Source organism: Sphingomonas sp. NFX23, assembly GCF_049887795.1.
Taxonomy (GTDB): domain Bacteria; phylum Pseudomonadota; class Alphaproteobacteria; order Sphingomonadales; family Sphingomonadaceae; genus Sphingomonas.
This window is the reverse complement of the sequence record NZ_JAGEKH010000001.1, coordinates 403,679-422,966: the sequence shown is the minus strand read 5'-3', so window position 1 is coordinate 422,966 and position 19,288 is coordinate 403,679. Positions and strand designations below refer to the sequence as shown.

Here is a 19,288-nt window from a genome sequence, read left to right as displayed (position 1 = left end):
GCCGCGCGCATGACGCTCTCGCGCCGTACCCTGCTCGCCGCCGGTGCAGCGGCATCGCTGGTCCCCGCCGGGATCGCCGCCCAGCGTCGCGGCAGCAACGCCGCACGGTTCTCGCTCGGTTACGCGCCGCACGAAGGCAGCTTCGCCAGTCGCGGCGGACGGATCGAGCAGATCGCCTACGCCGCCGATCAGGGCTTCACCGCCTGGGAGGACAACGAGGCGGCAACGCGAACGGTGGCCGAGCAGGAGCAGATGGCCAAGGCGCTCGCGCAGCGCGGCATGACGATGGGCGTGTTCGTCGCCAGCATGCCCAAATGGGCGAAGTCGCGGCCGCTCCTCGGCGCTAACGACGGCGCCGAGCGCGAGGCGTTCCTCGCCGATATCCGCGCCTCGCTCGACGTCGCCAAGCGGCTGAACGCAAAGCGGATGACCGTCGTCACCGGCTTCATGGATCCGAAGGTGCCGGTCGATATCCAGACCGCCCGCGTGATCGACGTGATGCGCCGCGCGGGCGATATCGTCGCGCCGTCGGGCACGGCGATGGTCATGGAGCCGCTCAACACGCGGACCAACCATCCTGGCGTCTATATGCAAACGATTTCGCAAGGCTATGCGGTCGCGCGCGGTGCGAACAGCCCGGCGGTGAAGATCCTCGCCGACCTGTATCACGAGCAGATCCAGTCGGGGAACCTGATCCCGACGCTAGCCACCTGCTGGAGCGAGATCGGCTACATCCAGTTCGGCGACAATCCGGGTCGCAACGAGCCGTCGACCGGCGAGATCAACTTCGCCTCGATCGTGAAGTGGCTGAAGGCGCAACGCTACACCGGCGTGATCGGCATGGAACACGGCAATTCGATCGCGGGCCGCGCAGGCGAGGATCGCCTGATCGCCGCCTATCGCGAGATCGACGCAGCATGAAGGGGATGGGGATGAAGACGGTGGTGATGGCGAGCGTCATCGTAGCGCTGGCGGGACCAGTTGCGGCGCAGGACAAGCCCGGCTTCAAGGATACGCCGATGTTGCCCGGCGGCCAGTGGCACGTCCATGATGCCGACCGCCCCGCGCCGGCCATAGTCGCGCCGGCCGCTACCCCCGGCGGTGCGCCCGCCGACGCCGTGGTGCTGTTCGACGGGCGTTCGCTCGACGCCTGGAAGCCCGATCGCATCGCTTGGCCGATCGCCAACGGTGCGCTGACGATCCCGTCACGCGCGAAGAGCGGCGGCGAGAACAACCTCGTCTCGAAACAGAGCTTCGGCGACGTGCAGATGCATCTCGAATTCCGCTCGCCCAACCCACCGACCAAGACGTCGCAGGATCGCGGCAACAGCGGCATCTGGTTCATGCAACGCTATGAACTGCAGATCCTCGATGGCTCGCAGAACCCGACCTACGCCGATGGCACGGTCGGCGCGGTCTATGGCTGGAAGCCGCCACTGGTGAACGCCGCGCGCCGACCAGGCGAATGGCAGACCTACGACATCGTGTTCGAGCGGCCGCGCTTTGCCGCTGACGGCAGCCTGCTCCGTCCGGCCTATGTCACCGCGCTGCTCAACGGCGTGCTGGTCCAGAATCACCAAGCGATGCTCGGCACCACCATCTGGCGCAAGGTTGCTACGTATACCGCGCACGCCGATGCCGCGCCGATCCAGTTGCAGGATCACGACTCACCGGTGTCGTTCCGCAACATCTGGGTCCGTCCGCTGACCGGAGCGGCGATCGCGCAGGACCTGAAGAAGGACGGTAAATGATCGACCGCAGAACAGCACTCGCCGGTGTCGTCGCCATGTTCGGCACGGCTTTGTATGCGCCCATCGCGCGCGCCGCAGGGGTCGGCCAGGCCCCCGGCGCGGCGGCGGGGATCCCTGTCATCAGCGAAGGGCCGCCCAGCGTCGCGGTCTTCACGGCCCCCCAGCGCGCCCTAATGACCGCGCTTAGCGAACGCGTGCTGCCGACCACCGATACGCCAGGCGCGATAGCCGCGGGCGTGCCCGCCTATATCGAGAAGCTGCTCGCCGACTGGGCCGCGCCGGCCGACCGCGTGCCGATCCTCGCCGGCCTCGACGCGATCGAGGCGCGAAGCTTGGCGGACTACAAGGTCCCCGGCGCAAAGGCGACGGCGGCGCAGCACGACGCGCTGCTGACGCTGGCGATGAACGACCAGATCCCGTCCGGCGGAGTCTTCTTCGAGGCGTTCCGACAGCTCGTCGTCACCGGTTACTACACGTCGGAAATCGGCATGACGCAGGAGCGCGAATATCTGCCGGTGCCGGGCGAGTATAACGGCGCATTCCCCTATTCTCAGGTCAACAAGGTGTATTCCGCATGATCCTCAGCCGTAGAAACCTGCTCGCCGGCTCCGGCGCGGTCGCAGCGCTCGCGTTCGTGCCGACCGCCTCCGCGGCGCAGTTGAAGGCGATCGGCCTGCAACTCTACACGATCCGCGACATCTTCTCGAAGGACCCGTTCGGCACGCTCGGCCAGGTCGCGAAGATCGGCTACCGCGAGGTCGAGTTCGGCGGTGGTGGCTATGAAGGCATGGACCACGCGCAGCTGCGCAAGACCATGGACAAGCTCGGCCTGACCGCGCCTTCGGTGCATATCGGGTACGACGCGCTGCTCCAGCGGTTCGACCAGTCGGTGACGATGGCCAAGACGCTCGGCGCCACCACGGTGGTGCTGCCGTACATGACAGACGAGCATCGCAACGAAGCGGGCTGGACCGCGGCGCTGCCGAACTTCAACCGGTTCGCGACCGACCTGAAAAAGGCCGGGCTCGGCTTCGCATATCACAACCACGACTTCGAGTTCACCACCAAGCCGGGCGGCGTCAGCCTGTACGAGCGGCTGCTGAAGGAGACTGACCCCGCGCTCGTGAAGCTCGAGCTCGATCTATACTGGGCGCTGCATGCCGGCGAGAACCTGACGACGCTGATCGAGCGCCTGTCGCAGCGGATCTACGCCTACCATGTCAAGGACATGCGCCCCGATCGCAGCATGGCGGCGGTCGGCGCAGGCACGGTCGATTTCGCTGCGCTGTTCAAGCTGAAGGGCAGCGCTGGCGTTCGGCATTTCTACGTCGAGAACGACCAGGCCCCCGCGCCGTACCTGCCCGACATCACCACGAGTTTCCGGACGTTGCGCGCGCTGCGGTTCTGATTGGCTGCTTCTGAACGGGCGCGTTTCTCACAGGATATTAGGAGAGGAAGATCATGGCCGAGACCAACAGGTTCGACGCGATCGTAATCGGTTCGGGCGTCAGCGGCGGTTTCGCTGCGAAGGAATTGACCGAAAAGGGCCTCCGCGTCCTGATGCTCGACCGCGGCAAGATGGTCGAGCACGGCGAAGGCTACACCTATGATGGCAAGCCCGCATACGAGGTGCCCGCGCGCAACATCATGCCTAAGCCATTGGTGGACAGCGACTATTTCATCGCCAAGCACGGCTATGTCCAGCCTAGCAACCGCGAGTTCCACAATGACGACCGGCTGAATCCGTACGCTTATGACGAGGGCAGCAAATTCTACTGGATCCGGCCCGGCGCGGTCGGTGGCAAGTCGCTGATCTGGGGCCGCTGGTGTTTCCGCTGGAGCCCGGAGGATTTCGAGGCGAACAAACGCGACGGCCTCGATGGCGACTGGCCGATCCGCTACGACGACGTCGCGCCGTGGTACAGCTATGTCGAGAAATACATCGGCGTGTCCGGCTCGCGCGAGAACCTCGCCTATTTGCCAGACAGCGAATTCCAGCCGCCGATGCCGATGAACGTCGCCGAGAAGTGGCTCAAGCAGGGGCTCGAAACCAAGTTCCCGGGCCGGAAGCTCATCAACACGCGGCTGTCGAACATGACCGAGGACAAGCCCGACCAGAACCGCACCAAGTGCCAGTTCCGCAACCAGTGCGGCAATGGCTGTTCGTTCGGCGCGTATTTCTCGACCCAGGCCGTCACCTTGCCAGCCGCGCGCGCAACCGGCCGCCTGACGCTCAAGTCGGACTCGGTCGTCACCAACCTGGTGTACGACGCGACGCGCAAAAAAGTCACCGGCGTCCGCTGCATCGACGCCAAGACAGGCAAAGCGGAAACGGTCAACGCCGATCTCGTCTTCCTCTGCGCCTCGGCGATCGCGTCGACGCAGATCCTGCTGAACTCGCGAGCACCGGGCAGCGACCGCAGCTATTTCGACGAGAGCGGCACGCTCGGCCGCTACGTGATGGACCACATCTTCCGCGTCGGGATCGAAGGCGATATCCCGGGCATGGAGGAGTTCATCGAATTCGGTCGTCGTCCGGGCGGCGTCTACGTGCCGCGTTTCCGCAATATCGGCGGCGACGAGGGCGTCGGCTTCAAGCGTGGCTATGGCTATCAGGGCAGCGCGTATCGCAATCCCGCCGCGCCGGTCGGGTTCGGTGCATCGATGAAGCAGGGCATGCGCAAATACGCGCCTTGGCGCTTCAGCATGGGCGCGTTCGGCGAATGCCTGCCCTATGCCGACAACAAGGTTTCGCTACACGCCAGCAAGGTCGACCGGTTCGGTGTCCCGCTCGTCCGCTTCGACGTCCGCTTCCGCGACAACGAACTGAAGATGATGACCGACGCACGGGCGCAGGGCGAGGCGATGCTGAAAGGAGCGGGGCTGACCAACGTCAAGAGTTCGGAGAGCGAGCACGTCCCCGGCGACGCGATCCACGAAATGGGCGGTGCTCGCATGGGCCGCGACCCGCGCACCTCGGTGCTCAACGAATGGAGTCAGGCGCACGCTGCGTCGAACCTCTACGTCACCGACGGCGCGCAGATGGCATCGATCTCGTGCGTGAACCCGTCGCTGACCTTCATGGCCCTGACCGCGCGCGCCGCCGATCATGCGGTCAAATCGCTGAGAAAGGCTTAGGCGCGAGGCGGTCAAGCTGCTCACGCGTCGTCCCCACCGCGGTTCATGACTGGCGCTTGGCGAGGCAGGGATAAACCCTGTCCACCAAGCGCCAACCGAACCATTCTAGCAGGGTAGCGCCCGTACGATTATTTCGCTGCCCCGCCGCCGGCAGCGATCCAGGCGTCGATCTTGCGTTCGAGCACCGGCATCGGCAGCGATCCGGTATCGAGCACCTGCGCATGGAAATCGCGCGGATCGAACTTCGCGCAGAGTGCGGCCTGCGCCTTCGCCTTGGTCCGCGCGATCGTCAGCTGGCCGATCTTGTACGCCAGCGCCTGGCCCGGAATGGCGATGTAGCGCTCCACCTCGGCAGTCGCATCGGTCCGCGCCATCGGCGAGTTGGCCAGCATGTAGTCGATCGCCTGATCACGCGTCCAACCCTTGGCATGGATGCCGCTGTCGACCACCAGCCGCATCGCGCGCAGCATCTCGTCGTTCAAGCCGCCCATCCGCTGATACGGATCGGTCTCCATGCCCAACTCCTTCCAAAGGCTCTCGGCATACAGCGCCCAGCCCTCGACATACGCGGTGTTGCCACCGAACCGCATGAAGGCTGGGAGCGCGGTGTTCTCCTGCGCGAGACTGATCTGGAAATGATGCCCCGGCACGCCCTCGTGCAGGAACAGCGTCTCCATCTCCCACATGTAGCGCGAGGGCAGGTCGTAGGTATTGTAATAGAATACCCCAGGCCGCAGGCCGTCAGGCGTTCCGCCCTGATACGAGCCACCGGCCTCGGTCTTTTCCTTGAAGGCTGGGACCGGGCGGATCTCGAGCGCGGTCTTCGGCGTCAGGGAGAATTGCTCGGGAATGCGCTGGTCGATGCGCTTCTCGATCGCACGATAGCCGTCGCGCAACTGGTCGACCGAACTCGGCTGGAACTGCTTGTCGGTCCGCAGGAAGGTGAAGAAAGCCGGTAAATCGCCCTTGAACCCGACCGCCTGCTTCTGCGCCTCCATCCCCTTCAAAATCCGCGCGACCTCGGACAGGCCTAGCTGGTGGACCTGCTCGGCGGTCATCGGCAGCGTGGTGTTCTTGCGGATCAGATACGCATAATAGGCATCGCCCCCGGGGAGCGCGGACAAGCCTACCGTGTCGCGCGCAATCGGCAGGTACGTCTTGGCGAGAAAGTCCCGCATCCGCTGGTGCGCAGGCGTGATGACATCGCGGATCTGCGCCGCATAGGCCGCCTTCAGCCGCGTCTGGTCGGCGGTCGAGATCGACGCGGGGAAGGTCTTCACCGGGCCGTAGAAGGTCGATCCCTCGACACCCTCCGCGATGAGGTTGTCGAACTCCTGGATCATGTTGGTCACGACCAGCTTCGGCTGGACGATCCTGTCCTTCATGCCCTGGCGGAACAGCCCGATCGCGCGGTCCAGCACCGTGGCATATTGCGCGTTGCGCTTCAGGTTGTTCTCATAGTCGACGAGCGTCTTGAACGGCGCTGCGCCCTTGCTCGATGCGAGGTCGGGATAGAAGGTCTGGAACCCGTTGAAATGGTCGATCGGCAAGTCGCGCTCGACCCTGACGATTGCGGGGGCATAGCCGGCCAGGTCGGTCTCGTTGCGCGTCTTGAACACGTCGTACGCGATCTGGTCGGTCGCGGTCAGCTTCGTCCGGTCGATCGTCTTGAGCGCGGCCAGATCATGCTCGATCGCCGCGCGTTCGGCGGCCAGATACGCATCGGTCAGATAATCGCCCAGCCGGTTCGCATAGCGCAAATCGCCGCGGAAGATCCCCTCGATCGGATTGCGTTTCAGGCTCGCCTCGTCGCTGTCGTAGAACACCCGCTTGAGCCGCGCATCGTCCGCACTCTCGCCCGGTTGCGCGACGGGAGACGGCAACGCCTGCGCACTCGCCGCGGCGCTGCAGACGGTCGTGGACAGGAAAGCGGCAAGCAGCAATTTGACGGACAACGCGTGTTCCTTTGGATGCGATGACACGGGGGTAGGATGCGGCAGGATTTCCCGCAAGCGCCGCCCGTGTCCGCTCGAACTGCAACGAGCGGTCGCGCTCGGCCCTTTCGAAGCTCCCTCGAAACTAGGCGAGGCTGCACCGCTCGCGGCGCAACCTCGCGTCATTCAGATCTGTGCGACACCGCCGTCGACGAACATCTCGCTGCCGGTCATGAAACTGCTGTCCGCGGACGCCAGGAAGGCGGCGGCAGCGGCGATCTCGGCGGGGTCGCCGATCCGGCCGATCGGGGTGCCGGCGCCCATTTCCACCATCGCATTCTCGCCGACGACCTCGAGCGCGAGTTCGGTCCTGGTCGGTCCCGGCGACAGCACGTTGACGCGAATGCCGGTGCCGCGCAGATCGAGCGCCCAACTGCGCGCGAAATTGCGGATCGCCGCCTTGGTCGCGCTGTAGACGCTGAACCGCGGCGTTCCCGTGACGCTTGTGCTGGACCCGGTGAGGATGATCGAGCCGCCCGACCGCATCAGCGGCAATGCCTTCTGCACCGTGAACAGCAATCCTTTCACGTTGACGTCGAACGTCCGGTCGTAATGCTCCGGCGTGATGTCACCGAGCGGTACTAACTCGCCGGTACCGGCATTGGCGAACAGGATGTCGAGCGAACCGCGTTCCGTCCGGACCGTCTCGAACAGGCGATCGAGGTCGGCCATGTCGGAGACCGAGCCGCTGATCGCGCGGGCATTCTCGCCGAGCTCGACCAGTGCCGCGTCGAGCGCGTCCTGCCGCCGCCCGAAGATGTAGACGAACGCGCCCTCGTCGATGAAGCGCTTGGCCGATGCGAGGCCGATCCCGCTGCCGCCACCGGTCACGATCGCCGTCTTGCCGTTCAGTCTGTCCATCTGTCGTCTCCGTGTTTGCGAAGATCCTTAGCTGGCGGACCGCATACCTATCGACAAGTATGCACCTTTTGGTAAGTACCAAGTTATGACAATTGCGCCCCCGACTGACGGCTTCACCTGCGGTCTCGACGTCACGCTCCGCATCATCGCGGGAAAATGGAAGCTGCTGATCCTGTATTTCCTGTTGCAGCGGCCCAACCGCTACGGGGAGCTTAAGCGTGCGGTGCGCGGCGTCAGCGACAAGATGCTGATCCAGCAACTGAAGGAACTGGAGGCGGACGCCGTGCTGACGCGGACGGATTACCATGAGGTTCCGCCCCGGGTCGATTATACGCTGACGCCGATGGGCCGCAGCCTCGCCGAGGCGCTGGCGCCGCTGTGCACCTGGGGGACCGAAAACATGGCGGAGGTCACGCGCGTGTTTGCCGAGCGCGACAACTGGCAGCGCGAGGCAGGCTGATCAATATGCGCGCCGCGCTCAGGCCGCTTCGGCGCGGCGCGGCAGTTTCCAGTTCGGGCGGACGAAATGGCAGGTATAGCCGTTCGGCTTGCGCTCGAGGTAATCCTGGTGCTCGGGCTCGGCCTCCCAGAAATCGCCGACCGGGGAGAGTTCGGTCACGACCTTGCCCGGCCATAGGCCCGATGCCTCGACGTCGGCGATCGTGTCCTGTGCCACCCTCTTCTGATCGACGTCGGTGTAGAATATCGCCGAGCGGTAGCTCACGCCGCGATCGTTGCCCTGCCGGTTGACCGTCGTCGGATCGTGTATCTGGAAGAAGAATTCGAGCAGCGTGCGAAAGTCGGTGCGCGCCGGATCGAAGACGATCTCGATCGCTTCGGCATGGTTGCCGTGGCGGCGATACGTCGCATTGGCGATGTCCCCGCCCGAATAGCCGACGCGGGTCGAGACCACGCCGGGCAGCGCGCGGATCAGGTCCTGTATGCCCCAGAAGCATCCGCCGGCGAGTACCGCGCGTTCGGTCCTGGCCGGAACTTCCTCGACCTGATCGAGATACGCGGCATAGCCTTGCGCCACAATCTCCCCGCGCGGGACGAAGCGCAGCGCCGCTGAGTTGATGCAGTAGCGCAGGCCCCCGCGGCTTCGCGGACCGTCCTTGAAGACGTGACCCAGGTGACTGTCGCCATGCGCCGAGCGGACTTCGGTACGCGGGATCAGCATCGACCAGTCGCGCCTGGCCTTGACGTTCGCCGGTTCGATCGGCCGCGTGAAGCTCGGCCAACCGCAACCGGACTCGTATTTGTCGGTGCTGGCGAACAGCGGCTCGCCCGAGACGATGTCGACGTAGATCCCCGCGTCCTTGGTGTGCAGCAACGCGCCGGAACCGGGACGCTCGGTCGCATTCTCCTGCGTCACCCGGTATTGTTCGGGCGTCAGCGCGGCGACGGCATCTTCGGTCTTGCGGTAACTGGTCATGGCGGCACTCCGTTGACCGGAATGTGGTGTGCCGTCATCTCGCTGTCGAGATGCGGGCAGGCGCCGCCGCCGTGCGATCAGCGCTGTTTCTTGGTCAGCGTCGCAGTGAAATCGGGGTCCTTGTTCGCGACCCAGTCGACGAACTTGCGCACCGCCGGGTCGGCCAGCAGCCCCTCGACATCCATGCCGTGGCGTTGCAGCTCGGAATTGGTGAAGTTCGCGGTCAGCGTCTGCTGGCAGATCGGATGCATCGGCACGACGTCGCGGCCGCCCCGGCTCTTGGGGACGGGATGGTGCCAGACGATCGTCTTGCCCGTGGGACGACCGCAAAGCCAGCACGCGACGACCGCGACGGGCGCGTCCTCCTCGGCCTGCGGATCTTCATAGGGACCGTGTTTCGAATGTTTGCGCGCCATGCGTCTGTCTCACGTCCCGATGATTGCGGTGCCTTCCTTAGCGGGACGGGCGCCGTTGCGACAGCCGGCTGGTGCCGGCCGCGCACGGCAGGGCAAAGCGACCCGCGGCGCTCGATCGTTCAGCGCGGCGGCCTTGATCGGGCAATGTAGCGAGCTATTACGCGAACAGTAATCGGCGCAGACCGCTCAACAGTGGCGCAAATCTATAGACTATCCGAGGAGTAGTTATGAGGCCGAAAAATACAAAATGGTTTGTTCTCACCGGGATAGCGACATTCTTCGGCGTAATCTTCGGCATGACGGGGGCGCAATCCTTGTCCGGCGGCGCTGCGGTCGTGATTTTCGGGGGTCTGTTCGTCGCCGCCATCGCGTTCGTGATCTGGTCGCTGTCCGGCAACAGGGTCGGTAAGACTGCGCCGCCTGCCCTTATTGCGGACGCGCGGACGCTTCGGCCGACTGTGGGTAGCGCGCGAATCTATGTCGTGCGGCGCGGCTTCATGGGTGGCATGGCCGGTATGAAAATCGATATCCACGGCGTCGCGTCGGGACAGATCCGGATGAACCAGTTCGTCATGGCCGAGGTCCCGCCCGGCACGTACACCGTCGAGACCGCGATGGCGCGCAACGGCATCAAGCCGTCGAATTCCGAAACCACGTTGTCCGTGCAAGGCGGCGACGTCGTGGTGATCCTGGCGATGCTGAAGGTCCAGTCGCTGCACTCGACGACGACGCAGGAGCGGATCGTCGGCACGGAAGCGCAAACCGCCGTCGCCACGACCAAGATGATCGAATGGACCAATCGATCGACTTCGGTCGCATAGCCGCGTGAAGGCGCCGTCCCGTGAATCTGCCGGCTTGCACCGCTCGGCAGCACGGCTCGCCGGAAACCGTCGTTCCCCGCAGGCGCGTCAGCTCACCGCGCCGGCGAGCACGTCGACGGTCGTGCCGAGGGGAGCAACCAGCGCCTGGTAACAGGACATGGCCGCGAAGCAGGCGATACCCGCGCCGATGATCGCCAGGCAGACGAACTGGAATGCCGATGCGCGGCGTTTGGTACGGTCGGTCTGCTCGACGATCCGCCGGGCGGACTGTTCGCGCTTCATCGCGCGGCGGTCGGCGTCGGCGGCAGGGGGGCGTTGTTTCAGGACGGGTTCGCTCAACAATGCGGCGAGGCTGATCGGGTCCTGTGTCCTCACCCCGAAGCGGCTGCCGCCGTTCCACACCACGCGACCGATGATGACGAGAGTCCCGCGGCGGATATCGACATAAGTGCCGAGGATCGGCGGTTCGCTGCTCGATACGAGCAGGCCCTTGTCGGACACGTCATGAATGCATCCGTTCGACCATTTGCCGCCGACATTCATGCGACAGGGAACAGAGAGTTCCTTCAAAGCGCGCAATTCTCATCCGATCTGGTTGGATCATCGTCGAGAATGCGTATCCCGGTGTCGAAGTGCACCCAATCCGGGAAATATACCGAGACGCATCATGCATTGCCGGCAACGCCGACGATAGCGAGCGAGACCGGTTGGCGCGCATCGACCGAATAGCGGTCCCAGCATTCCAGCAGCCGCGGACCGCATCGCCCGTATCCACATCAAGCTTAACCATCCGGTGGTCTGATCGACCTTGCGGATTACCGTGCGAGCGCGATCAATTGGGCGATGCCGTTGGTCCCCGTCTTCGCGACGATCGCGGCGCGGTGATCCTCCACCGTCTTCGGACTGATGTCGAGCGCGGCGGCGATCGCCTGGTTGTTGTGCCCCTTCACGAGCAGGTCGAACACCTGGCGCTGCCGCGGCGTCAGCCCCGAGGTCCGTGCGAGTACCGAGCGTTGCGCTTTGGACCAGGCGACCCCCTCGGCGATGGCGGCGAGCAACCGGTCCTCGTCGATCGGCTTTTCGAGATAGTCGAGGCCGCCATAGCGACGCACCGAATCCACAGCATTGGCGGTCGTCGGCCATGCGGTCATGAAGATGATCGCGACCGCGGGGTCGAGCAGTCGGACGCGGTCGGCAAAGTCGAACCCGTCGATCTCGCCCATCATCACGTCGGTGACGATGCAGTGCGCCGGGGCCCGCTCGTACACCGCCAGCAACGGGGCGGGATCCAGGAACGGTTCCGCGACATGGCCGTGGCGGCGAAGCAGCCGTGCGACCGCCGCGCCGAGGTCCTGGTCGTCATCGACGACATACACCATGCCGCTCGCCGTATCGGTCATTCGGACTCTCCAACGAGCGGAAGGGCAATGGTCGCGCGCGTGTTTCCGGCGGTATCGGTGACGCGCGACAGGGTGCCGCCATGCGCCTCGACGATCGCGCGGGCGACGAGGATGCCGACGCCCATGCCGGGTTGCTCGGGGCGGGTCGGGCGCGATCCGTTCACGACCACCAACTCCACGCCTCGGTTCGTGCGCGTCACGCCGAGCGTCACGGTGCCATTGCCGCAGGCCTGGACCGCGTTGCGCATCAGGTTGACGATCGCCTGCGCCAGCTCGACTTCCTGCGCGAGGATGACGAGGTCGGGCGCGACGGCGTCGATCGACAGCGCGACACCCTGCGATTTCGCCTCGGGGCGGGCCAGCGCCGCGACGGTGTCGATCAACGTCGCGAGCGGCAGGGGCGTCGGTACGTCGACCGTCCGTCCGCCGAACCGCCGGAGCCGGCGGACCAGCGTCGACAATGCGGCGGCCTTGCGATCGATCAGCGCCGCCGTGGTCGCGATCTCGACATCGGCCGAGACGGTCAGCTCGTGCAGATGCTTGGCCTCGATCGCCAGCGTCGAGAGCGGCTGGCTGATCTCGTGGATGACCGCCACCGACATCGCCCGCAGCGTCTTCAGCCGCTCGGCCTGGAACAACAGGCGATCGCGGCGTTCCAGGTCGTTCCGCAACCTGGTCTGCGCATCGGCGAAGCTGCCGGCGAGATACCCGACGACCATGATCGAGGCGAGGCTCATGTGCAGCGCAAGGCGCCCGCCCATGTCCATCGGCATCGCGGTTTGCGGCAGGACCATCGCCGCGACGACGACGATCGCCAGCCAGCTCGCCAGTCGCCCGAACCGCAACCCGATCCACGCGACCGCGAGCAGGACGGGGGTATGCGGCGTGCCCAGGCCGATCCGCGCGAGCAGGATCTCGATCGCGAACGACGCGACCAGGATCACCACGGCCTCCGCGAGCGACGCCATGCTCGGGCGTCCGGGCCGCAACGCGCTGCCCGTCGCAAGGTCCGCCACCCAGAGCAGAGGCGGCGCCAGCAGCAGGACGCCGAGCAGGTCGCCGACGACGAACCCGGTCAGCGACGTCACCGTCTCGCGCAGTCCGGACACGCCGGTGAGATCGGGGCGTAGCAACGACCAGGGCAGCGCGGTCAACGCAGCGGCGGCGGGTGCGCCGACCGAGGCGAGGCCGAGCGGCATGGGCGCGACGCTCATGCTCGTCTGCGCACGATCCGCCATCGTCCGGACCAGCAGCACGATCAGGCCATAGACCAGCGGCGGACGGATAACGCCGATCAGCGCGGTCAGCCATCCCGCCGACCGCGGATCGATCACGCCGGTGCCAATCTGCACGAGGATCTCGGCCACGATGATCGCAAGGGTCAACCGCGGTCCACGCCGCCACAGCAGCGCGATGCGGAAGCCGGCGGCGGGATACAGCAGCGAATAGAAACCGCGCCCGCCCCATTCGGCGGCGATATGATGCGCCGCCAGGAACGCGAGCGCATACCCGACCAGCCAGGGCAGGTCGGCGACCGTCGGCAGGACGGCGGTGGCGCGGGAGGGGGTACGGGGCTCTACGAAGGGCTTGGCGAGCGTCGTCATCACGGCCTCCCTGCCAGATCGAAACGCCGCAGCCTATCCGGGCGTATCCCGGAATGCGATCCTAGGCGGAAGGTGGCACGCCGCGATCGCTCGGCGGCACCTCGCCGCGTGGATTGGAGGACATCGGGTGATCGTAGAACCGCATTACGGGCATCACTGCGTTACCGGGCGGTCCCCTGCGAGCGCACGCCGCAGTGCTGCGACCTCCACGTTCAGGGCCGCGAGTCGATCCTGCGTCATGCCGGACCGCTCGACGATCAGCGGGCCGAGGCACCCGGTCTCCGTCCACCGCGTTCTGCCAGCCTCGGTCAACCGCACGCGTACCTGCCGCTCGTCGGCGGGGTTGCGGATGCGCGTAACCAGCCCCGCCGCCTCTAGCCGTTTCGCTAAGGGCGTGATCGTGCTCGGTTCGAGCGCGAGCCGTTCGGCGATCGCGCCGATCGAACAGCCATCCTCCGCTTCGTTGAGCGTCTGGAGGACGAGAAACTGTGGATAGGTGATGCCGAGCCGGTCGAGCACGGGCTTGTACGCACGATTGATCGCGATCGTCGCGGCATACAGCGAAAAGCAGAGCTGGTCGTCGAGGGGCAGGGGATCGGACACGGCAGGCTCCTTCATACACGACGTACATAAAATTGCTTATCGCGGCAAATCTTACTGGACTTCGGTACCACGACATCATAAATAGTTATCGTGATAAGCAATATGGAGATTTCAGCATGTCCGTCGATGTAAAATACACCACCGAAGCCACCGCAACCGGCGGCCGCGACGGCCATGCACGGTCGCAGGACGGCCGTTTCGACGTCGCGCTCTCGACGCCGAAGGAACTGGGCGGCGCAGGCGGCGACGGCAGCAACCCCGAGCAGCTGTTCGCAGCCGGCTATTCCGCGTGCTTCATCGGCGCACTGAAGGTCGCTGGCCAGCAGTTGAAGGTGAAGCTGCCCGACGACGTCGCGGTCACCGCAAAGGTTGGGATCGGCCCTCGCTCGGCTGGCGGTTTCGGGATCACCACCGACCTGACCGTGTCGCTGCCAGGCATCGACCGCGCCGAAGCGCAGCGTCTGGTCGATGCCGCACACGAAATCTGCCCCTATTCGAACGCCACCCGCGGCAACGTCGATGTCGGCCTGACGCTCGCCTGAAGTGAGGCCCTGACGGTCGGGCAGCACGTCTGCTGCCCGACCGTATTTAATTGGAAGCAAGACCAAGTCGCTGACATCCAGCGGCCGTTTAGTCACGTCCGATACGTGTTGACATTAATGGTCACGGCTCCGATGTAACTTGCATGTACGCTCCTGCGACACATAAGCGTTTCCTCGACCATTCGGGCCAACTCGCCGCACGCGGTTAGCCCGAGCTCGCGGCTGTTCGCCGTTCGAGTTCGGGCTTTATTCGATCTGACCTTTGGGACGTGCTCTGCGCGCCCATGATCTCGAGTAAACGGAAACCGCACAGTGTCGGAACAGAACCCTGATAAAGATAGTCGCCCTTTGGCGGATCATGACGTCGAACTGCAGGATCGCGCCTCGCAGCCCTTCCTTAGAATGAGGCCGAAGCATTTTTTCTCGAACAAGTTCGAGCTGGAGATCGTCGAAAACTATTCTGCCGATGATGGCGATCGTCGGGAGCGCAAGCAGCCGAACTGGTTGAACCGCTTCATGGACGTGAATCTTGTGCTCATGATCCTCGTGATCGGCGTGCCAATCCTTTTGTATTGCATCGTCGCGTCGGCGAAATAGGCGCCGGACTCACGGTACAGGACTGTTCGCGACGATGTCGCGGGCAGTCCGCGAGTTATAGGGTCGCCGGCGACCTTCCGCAAAATCCGTGCCGATAAGCAAGTAACGCTAGTTAGCCACCGGACTTCCGCGCCGCCTATCCATGATAGGTAAGGATGCAATACGTTTAATGCGGCGTGATATTACCGTGGCGCGCGCGCAATCCGGCACGTTTCATAGATTTGATCATCTACTCTGACATCTACCGAGCAGGGCCGAAGTTGCGACGAAGCCCAGCCAGTATCAGTCAAACCGATTATATTTATGTCGGACGATGAACAAAATGTAATGATGCACGTATGTTAAACACCTGGTGTTCAATTTCATACAAATATAGTAGGCGCCTGCCAGCAGGGGTGCATTACGAATTCAAGGACAAACCGTGACCGATACACTTAATACAGTCGAGCTCGCCGCCGAACTGACGGCAGCATGGCTTGCCAACCCCAATACGCGCACTGCCGCCGACGACGTGCCGGCGTTCCTCGTCGCGATGCATTCGGCCGTCGAGAAGCTGGTCGGCAATGGCGAAGCGGAGCCCGAGGCAACGGCACAGCCGACGTCCGAGCCAGCCGTTTCGGTGCGCAAGTCGCTTGCGTCGCCCGACCACATCATCTCAATGCTCGACGGCAAGAAGTACAAGACGCTGCGTCGTCACCTGTCGACCAACGGCATGACGCCGGAGCAGTATCGCGAGCGCTTCAACCTGAAGTCCGACTATCCGATGGTCGCCGCGACCTATTCGGAAGCGCGCCGTGCGATGGCGAAGTCGATCGGGCTTGGTCGCAAGGCCGGTGCAACGGTCGAGAAGGCGTCGGAAGACGCAGTGAAGACCGTTCGCAAGGGCGGCAAGGCAGCACTGGATGCCGCCAAGAAGACGCTCGGCAGCGAGGATTGAGATCGGCGAGGGGGGAGGGCGCCGTCCTTCCCCTCTCCCCTTTACGATACCCAGTTACGCACGGCGCGTTATGCGCGCCGGCCGTCCTCGACCAGCGCCTGCGCCAAAAGCGCGCGGATCGCACGCAGCGCGGGCATCACCGGCTCGATCGTCTCTGTCGTGATCGGCGTGGTCTTTTCGGCCGCGAGCAATTGCTGCACGCCGCGGACGGTATAGCCTTCGCGATTGAGCAAAGTATCGATGCGCCGGACCAATACCGCATCCTCGGCGCGGTAATAGCGCCGGTTCCCCGCGCGCTGCAGCGGCCGCAACTGCGGAAACCGGGTCTCCCAATAGCGCAGGATATGCTGTGGCAGGCCGGTCTCACGCGAGAGTTCGCCGATCGTCCGGAACGCAGCGCCCGCCTTGCCCGGACCCGCCGCCGCTGTACCCACGGCACCTATGGATGGGCTGCCGTCGTCGTCGGAACCGGGATCGCCCGCTACGTCGATGTCGTCCGTAAAATCGCCACCGGAAGTATCGGCGTCATCGGGCATTACAGAATCAGTCGGCGCCGACGATGCGCTCACGCATCATCTGGCTCGCGCGGAACGTCAGGACGCGACGCGGTGCGATCGGCACCTCGATGCCCGTCTTCGGGTTGCGGCCGACGCGCTCACCCTTGTCGCGGAGCACGAATGTGCCGAACCCAGAGATCTTGACGTTCTCGCCTTCGGACAGCGCGCCGCACATCTCGGAAAGGATCTGTTCCACGATCTTCGAGGAATCCGCACGCGACAATCCTACCTCGCGGTGGAGGGACTCGGCCAGATCGGCGCGCGTCAATGTACCGGTCATCGTCATTCGCAAGCTCCCAGTCTCGGCGCTTCTCTACACAAGCAGGATCGCGACCGGAAGAACTTTTGTTCTACAAGTGAATCGATCTCTTTCTACGAGATTAGAAGCGGATAACCGCCGCGCCCCAGGTGAACCCGCCGCCCATCGCCTCGAGCACGACGATCTGGCCTTGTCGGACACGTCCGTCACGCACCGCAACGTCAAGCGCGAGCGGCACGGAGGCGGCCGATGTGTTGGCATGCTGGTCGACGGTAACCACCACCTTGCCGGCCGCGAGGCCCAGTTTGCGCGCGGTCGCGTCGAGGATGCGGGCGTTCGCCTGATGCGGCACGACCCAGTCGACCTGGTCCGAAGACAAGCCGGCCATCGCCAGCGACTCGGTCATCACCGAGGCCAGGTTGGTGACCGCATGGCGGAAGACCTCGCGGCCTTTCATGCGGAGCTTGCCGACCGTGCCGGTCGTCGAAACGCCGCCATCGACATAGAGGAGTTCGTTGTGGCGGCCGTCCGCGTGCAGCTTTGTCGTCAGGATACCGCGACCGCCGTCATCGGCCGTATCTTGCGCCTCCAGCACGATCGCGCCGGCACCGTCGCCGAACAGCACGCAGGTCGTCCGGTCTTCCCAGTCGAGGATGCGGCTGAACGTCTCCGCGCCGATCACCAGCGCGCGCTTGGCGACGCCGCTGCGGATCATGCTGTCGACCACCTGCACCGCGTACAGGAAGCCCGAGCAGACCGCCGCGACGTCGAACGCGACGCAATCGTCGATGCCGAGCATTGCCTGCACCTTGGTGGCGCTGGCGGGGAAGGTCTGGTCGGGCGTCGCGGTGGCGAGCACGATCAGGTCGATGCTCTCCGCTTCGATCCCGGCAGCAGTCAAAGCCGCGCGGCACGCGTCCGCGGCCAGCGTCGCGGTCGTCTCGCCTTCGCCGGCGATGTGGCGGAAGCGGATGCCGGTGCGCTCAACGATCCACTCGTCGCTGGTATCGACCTGCTCCGCAAGCTCGGCGTTGGAGACGCGACGCGCGGGCAGGGCGGAGCCGGTGCCGATGACGACCGAACGGATCATGCCGCCTTCTCCACGCTGCCGAGATCATCGGCAATTCGCCGAACTAGGTCGTTGCGGACCATCTTCGCGGCATTGCCGATCGCGGTCGCGACGCCGCGCTCGGTGGCGCCGCCGTGGCTCTTCACGACGATGCCGTTGAGCCCGAGAAACACAGCGCCGTTGTGATTGTTGGGATCAAGGTGATCGCGCAGCAATTCGGTCGCCGGCCGCGAGATCAGGAAGCCGAGCTTCGACCGCACCGAACTACGAAACGCGCGCTTGAGCAAATCGGCGACGAATCGCGCGGTGCCTTCGGCGGTCTTCAGCGCGATATTGCCGGAGAAGCCGTCGCACACGACGACGTCGACCTCACCGCGCGACAGGCGGTCGCCCTCGATGAAGCCGTTGAACTGCATGTCCACCGCCGGCGTCGCGCGCAGCTGAGCGGCCGCATCGCGGATCTCGTCCGTACCCTTCATGTCCTCGCTGCCGATATTCAGCAACGCGACGCGGGGGTGCGGGATGTCGAGCGCGGTGCGCGCATAGGCAGCGCCCATGATCGCGAACTGGACGAGGTTGCGTGCATCGCACTCGGTGTTCGCGCCGAGGTCGAGCATCACCATGTCGGTGTCACCGAGCGTCGGCAGACGCGCCGCGAGGGCCGGCCGGTCGATCCCGGGCAGCATCCGCAACGATATCTTCGCCATCGCCATCAGCGCGCCGGTGTTGCCCGATGATACCGCTGCAGCGGCGCGACCCTGTTTCACCAGGTCGATCGCGATGCCCATCGACGTCTTCTTCGCACGCCGAATCGCCTGGCTCGGCTTTTCGCTCGAACCGACGACTTCGGGGGCGTGGACGATTTCAGAGTTCTGCGACAGGTTCGGATGAGCTTTCAGCCCCTCGCGAATCGCAGCCTCGTCACCGACCAGGAAGAAATGCATGCCCTCGAATTGGTGACGCGCGCGCGCGACCCCGGCAAGCATCACTGCCAGCCCGTCATCGCCACCCATCGCATCGACCGCGATCCAGCCGCTGTCGGGCATCGCTTATCCTTCGTTCAAGTTAGAGGTTCCGGACGGAAGCCTCAGCCCTCGATCGAGAGGATTTCGCGACCGTTATAGTGACCGCACGAACCGCACAGGTTGTGCGGACGCTTCAGCTCGCCACAGTTGGGGCATTCCTGGAACGACGCGATCGTGAGCGAGTCGTGGCCACGGCGCATGCCGCGCTTGGAGGGCGAGGTTTTTCTTTTGGGGACGGCCATTTCGGCACCTTGTTCAATCTAAAGGTCGGGACTCCGA

The 19,288-nt window shown here is 64.8% G+C and carries 23 protein-coding genes; 10 read left to right on the top strand and 13 right to left on the bottom strand.

Translation table 11 applies throughout. The features are described from left to right. Positions 1-9 precede the first annotated feature (9 nt). The 5 genes from J4O76_RS02015 to J4O76_RS01995 are packed head-to-tail and all read left to right on the top strand — an operon-like array spanning position 10 to position 4,889. Positions 10-921: a hydroxypyruvate isomerase family protein gene (locus J4O76_RS02015; RefSeq protein WP_426279944.1), complete on the top strand. Its 912-nt coding sequence runs from the start codon at positions 10-12 to the stop codon at positions 919-921. An 11-nt stretch (positions 922-932) separates the two neighbouring features. Further along, positions 933-1,751: a 3-keto-disaccharide hydrolase gene (locus J4O76_RS02010; RefSeq protein ID WP_426279943.1), complete on the top strand. Its 819-nt coding sequence runs from the start codon at positions 933-935 to the stop codon at positions 1,749-1,751. Continuing rightward, positions 1,748-2,329, top strand: a complete 582-nt coding sequence (locus tag J4O76_RS02005) for a gluconate 2-dehydrogenase subunit 3 family protein (protein ID WP_426279942.1) — start codon at positions 1,748-1,750, stop codon at positions 2,327-2,329. The genes J4O76_RS02010 and J4O76_RS02005 overlap by 4 nt, the downstream gene beginning before the upstream one ends. Then, positions 2,326-3,159 (top strand): sugar phosphate isomerase/epimerase family protein, encoded by an 834-nt coding sequence (locus tag J4O76_RS02000; RefSeq protein WP_426279941.1) that lies wholly within the window; start codon positions 2,326-2,328, stop codon positions 3,157-3,159. The genes J4O76_RS02005 and J4O76_RS02000 overlap by 4 nt, the downstream gene beginning before the upstream one ends. Positions 3,160-3,212: 53 nt before the next feature. Further along, positions 3,213-4,889 (top strand): GMC oxidoreductase, encoded by a 1,677-nt coding sequence (locus J4O76_RS01995; RefSeq protein ID WP_426279940.1) that lies wholly within the window; start codon positions 3,213-3,215, stop codon positions 4,887-4,889. Between the two features lie 128 nt (positions 4,890-5,017). Here the strand turns inward: J4O76_RS01995 and J4O76_RS01990 are convergent, their stop codons facing one another. Continuing rightward, entirely contained in the window at positions 5,018-6,844 is a 1,827-nt protein-coding gene (locus J4O76_RS01990; RefSeq protein WP_426279939.1) for a DUF885 domain-containing protein, read from the bottom strand. Between the two features lie 165 nt (positions 6,845-7,009). Further along, positions 7,010-7,744 (bottom strand): SDR family NAD(P)-dependent oxidoreductase, encoded by a 735-nt coding sequence (locus tag J4O76_RS01985; RefSeq protein WP_426279938.1) that lies wholly within the window; start codon positions 7,742-7,744, stop codon positions 7,010-7,012. Positions 7,745-7,829: 85 nt separating this feature from the next. Between J4O76_RS01985 and J4O76_RS01980 the strand changes: the two genes are divergently transcribed. After that, the gene (locus J4O76_RS01980) at positions 7,830-8,204 is read left to right on the top strand and encodes a winged helix-turn-helix transcriptional regulator (RefSeq protein ID WP_426279937.1); all 375 of its coding nucleotides are present in this window, start codon (positions 7,830-7,832) and stop codon (positions 8,202-8,204) included. Between the two features lie 18 nt (positions 8,205-8,222). Here J4O76_RS01980 and J4O76_RS01975 read toward each other — a convergent pair whose 3' ends face one another. Together J4O76_RS01975 and J4O76_RS01970 are read right to left on the bottom strand one after the other, a co-directional pair. Next, a complete protein-coding gene (locus J4O76_RS01975; protein WP_426279936.1) occupies positions 8,223-9,179 on the bottom strand; it encodes a bifunctional methionine sulfoxide reductase B/A protein in 957 nt (318 codons plus the stop codon). Between the two features lie 77 nt (positions 9,180-9,256). Then, positions 9,257-9,595, bottom strand: coding sequence for a hypothetical protein (locus J4O76_RS01970; protein ID WP_426279935.1), 339 nt, complete (start codon positions 9,593-9,595; stop codon positions 9,257-9,259). 227 nt (positions 9,596-9,822) lie between these two features. Between J4O76_RS01970 and J4O76_RS01965 the strand changes: the two genes are divergently transcribed. Further along, positions 9,823-10,416 carry a DUF2846 domain-containing protein gene (locus J4O76_RS01965; RefSeq protein ID WP_426279934.1) on the top strand — a complete coding sequence of 198 codons (594 nt, stop codon included), beginning with the start codon at positions 9,823-9,825 and terminating at the stop codon, positions 10,414-10,416. Between the two features lie 87 nt (positions 10,417-10,503). Here J4O76_RS01965 and J4O76_RS01960 read toward each other — a convergent pair whose 3' ends face one another. The 4 genes from J4O76_RS01960 to J4O76_RS01945 all read right to left on the bottom strand — a co-directional run bounded on the left by J4O76_RS01960 (position 10,504) and on the right by J4O76_RS01945 (position 14,023). After that, entirely contained in the window at positions 10,504-10,986 is a 483-nt protein-coding gene (locus J4O76_RS01960) for a PilZ domain-containing protein (protein ID WP_426280392.1), read from the bottom strand. Between the two features lie 245 nt (positions 10,987-11,231). Continuing rightward, positions 11,232-11,816, bottom strand: a complete 585-nt coding sequence (locus J4O76_RS01955; RefSeq protein ID WP_426279933.1) for a response regulator transcription factor — start codon at positions 11,814-11,816, stop codon at positions 11,232-11,234. Continuing rightward, complete coding sequence (locus J4O76_RS01950) at positions 11,813-13,420, bottom strand: sensor histidine kinase (RefSeq protein WP_426279932.1); 1,608 nt, start codon at positions 13,418-13,420, stop codon at positions 11,813-11,815. The genes J4O76_RS01955 and J4O76_RS01950 overlap by 4 nt, the downstream gene beginning before the upstream one ends. A gap of 153 nt (positions 13,421-13,573) precedes the next feature. Beyond that, on the bottom strand, positions 13,574-14,023 hold the full coding sequence (locus J4O76_RS01945) for a MarR family winged helix-turn-helix transcriptional regulator (RefSeq protein WP_426279931.1): 450 nt from the start codon (positions 14,021-14,023) through the stop codon (positions 13,574-13,576). 116 nt (positions 14,024-14,139) lie between these two features. Between J4O76_RS01945 and J4O76_RS01940 the strand changes: the two genes are divergently transcribed. The 3 genes from J4O76_RS01940 to J4O76_RS01930 all read left to right on the top strand — a co-directional run bounded on the left by J4O76_RS01940 (position 14,140) and on the right by J4O76_RS01930 (position 16,099). Next, complete coding sequence (locus J4O76_RS01940; protein WP_056490142.1) at positions 14,140-14,565, top strand: organic hydroperoxide resistance protein; 426 nt, start codon at positions 14,140-14,142, stop codon at positions 14,563-14,565. Positions 14,566-14,877: 312 nt separating this feature from the next. Continuing rightward, positions 14,878-15,162: a hypothetical protein gene (locus tag J4O76_RS01935; protein WP_426279930.1), complete on the top strand. Its 285-nt coding sequence runs from the start codon at positions 14,878-14,880 to the stop codon at positions 15,160-15,162. Between the two features lie 421 nt (positions 15,163-15,583). Next, complete coding sequence (locus J4O76_RS01930) at positions 15,584-16,099, top strand: MucR family transcriptional regulator (RefSeq protein ID WP_056490139.1); 516 nt, start codon at positions 15,584-15,586, stop codon at positions 16,097-16,099. Between the two features lie 68 nt (positions 16,100-16,167). Here the strand turns inward: J4O76_RS01930 and J4O76_RS01925 are convergent, their stop codons facing one another. From J4O76_RS01925 to rpmF, 5 genes are all read right to left on the bottom strand, one after another. Beyond that, the gene (locus J4O76_RS01925) at positions 16,168-16,533 is read right to left on the bottom strand and encodes a MerR family transcriptional regulator (protein ID WP_426280391.1); all 366 of its coding nucleotides are present in this window, start codon (positions 16,531-16,533) and stop codon (positions 16,168-16,170) included. Positions 16,534-16,642: 109 nt separating this feature from the next. Next, entirely contained in the window at positions 16,643-16,942 is a 300-nt protein-coding gene (locus J4O76_RS01920; RefSeq protein ID WP_056063634.1) for an integration host factor subunit alpha, read from the bottom strand. A 94-nt stretch (positions 16,943-17,036) separates the two neighbouring features. After that, entirely contained in the window at positions 17,037-18,005 is a 969-nt protein-coding gene (locus J4O76_RS01915; protein ID WP_426279929.1) for a beta-ketoacyl-ACP synthase III, read from the bottom strand. Then, positions 18,002-19,030, bottom strand: coding sequence for a phosphate acyltransferase PlsX (gene plsX / locus J4O76_RS01910; protein WP_426279928.1), 1,029 nt, complete (start codon positions 19,028-19,030; stop codon positions 18,002-18,004). Before plsX ends, J4O76_RS01915 begins: the two co-directional genes overlap by 4 nt. A gap of 41 nt (positions 19,031-19,071) precedes the next feature. Beyond that, positions 19,072-19,251, bottom strand: a complete 180-nt coding sequence (gene rpmF, locus J4O76_RS01905; protein WP_056054400.1) for a 50S ribosomal protein L32 — start codon at positions 19,249-19,251, stop codon at positions 19,072-19,074. Between the last annotated feature and the right edge of the window lie 37 nt (positions 19,252-19,288).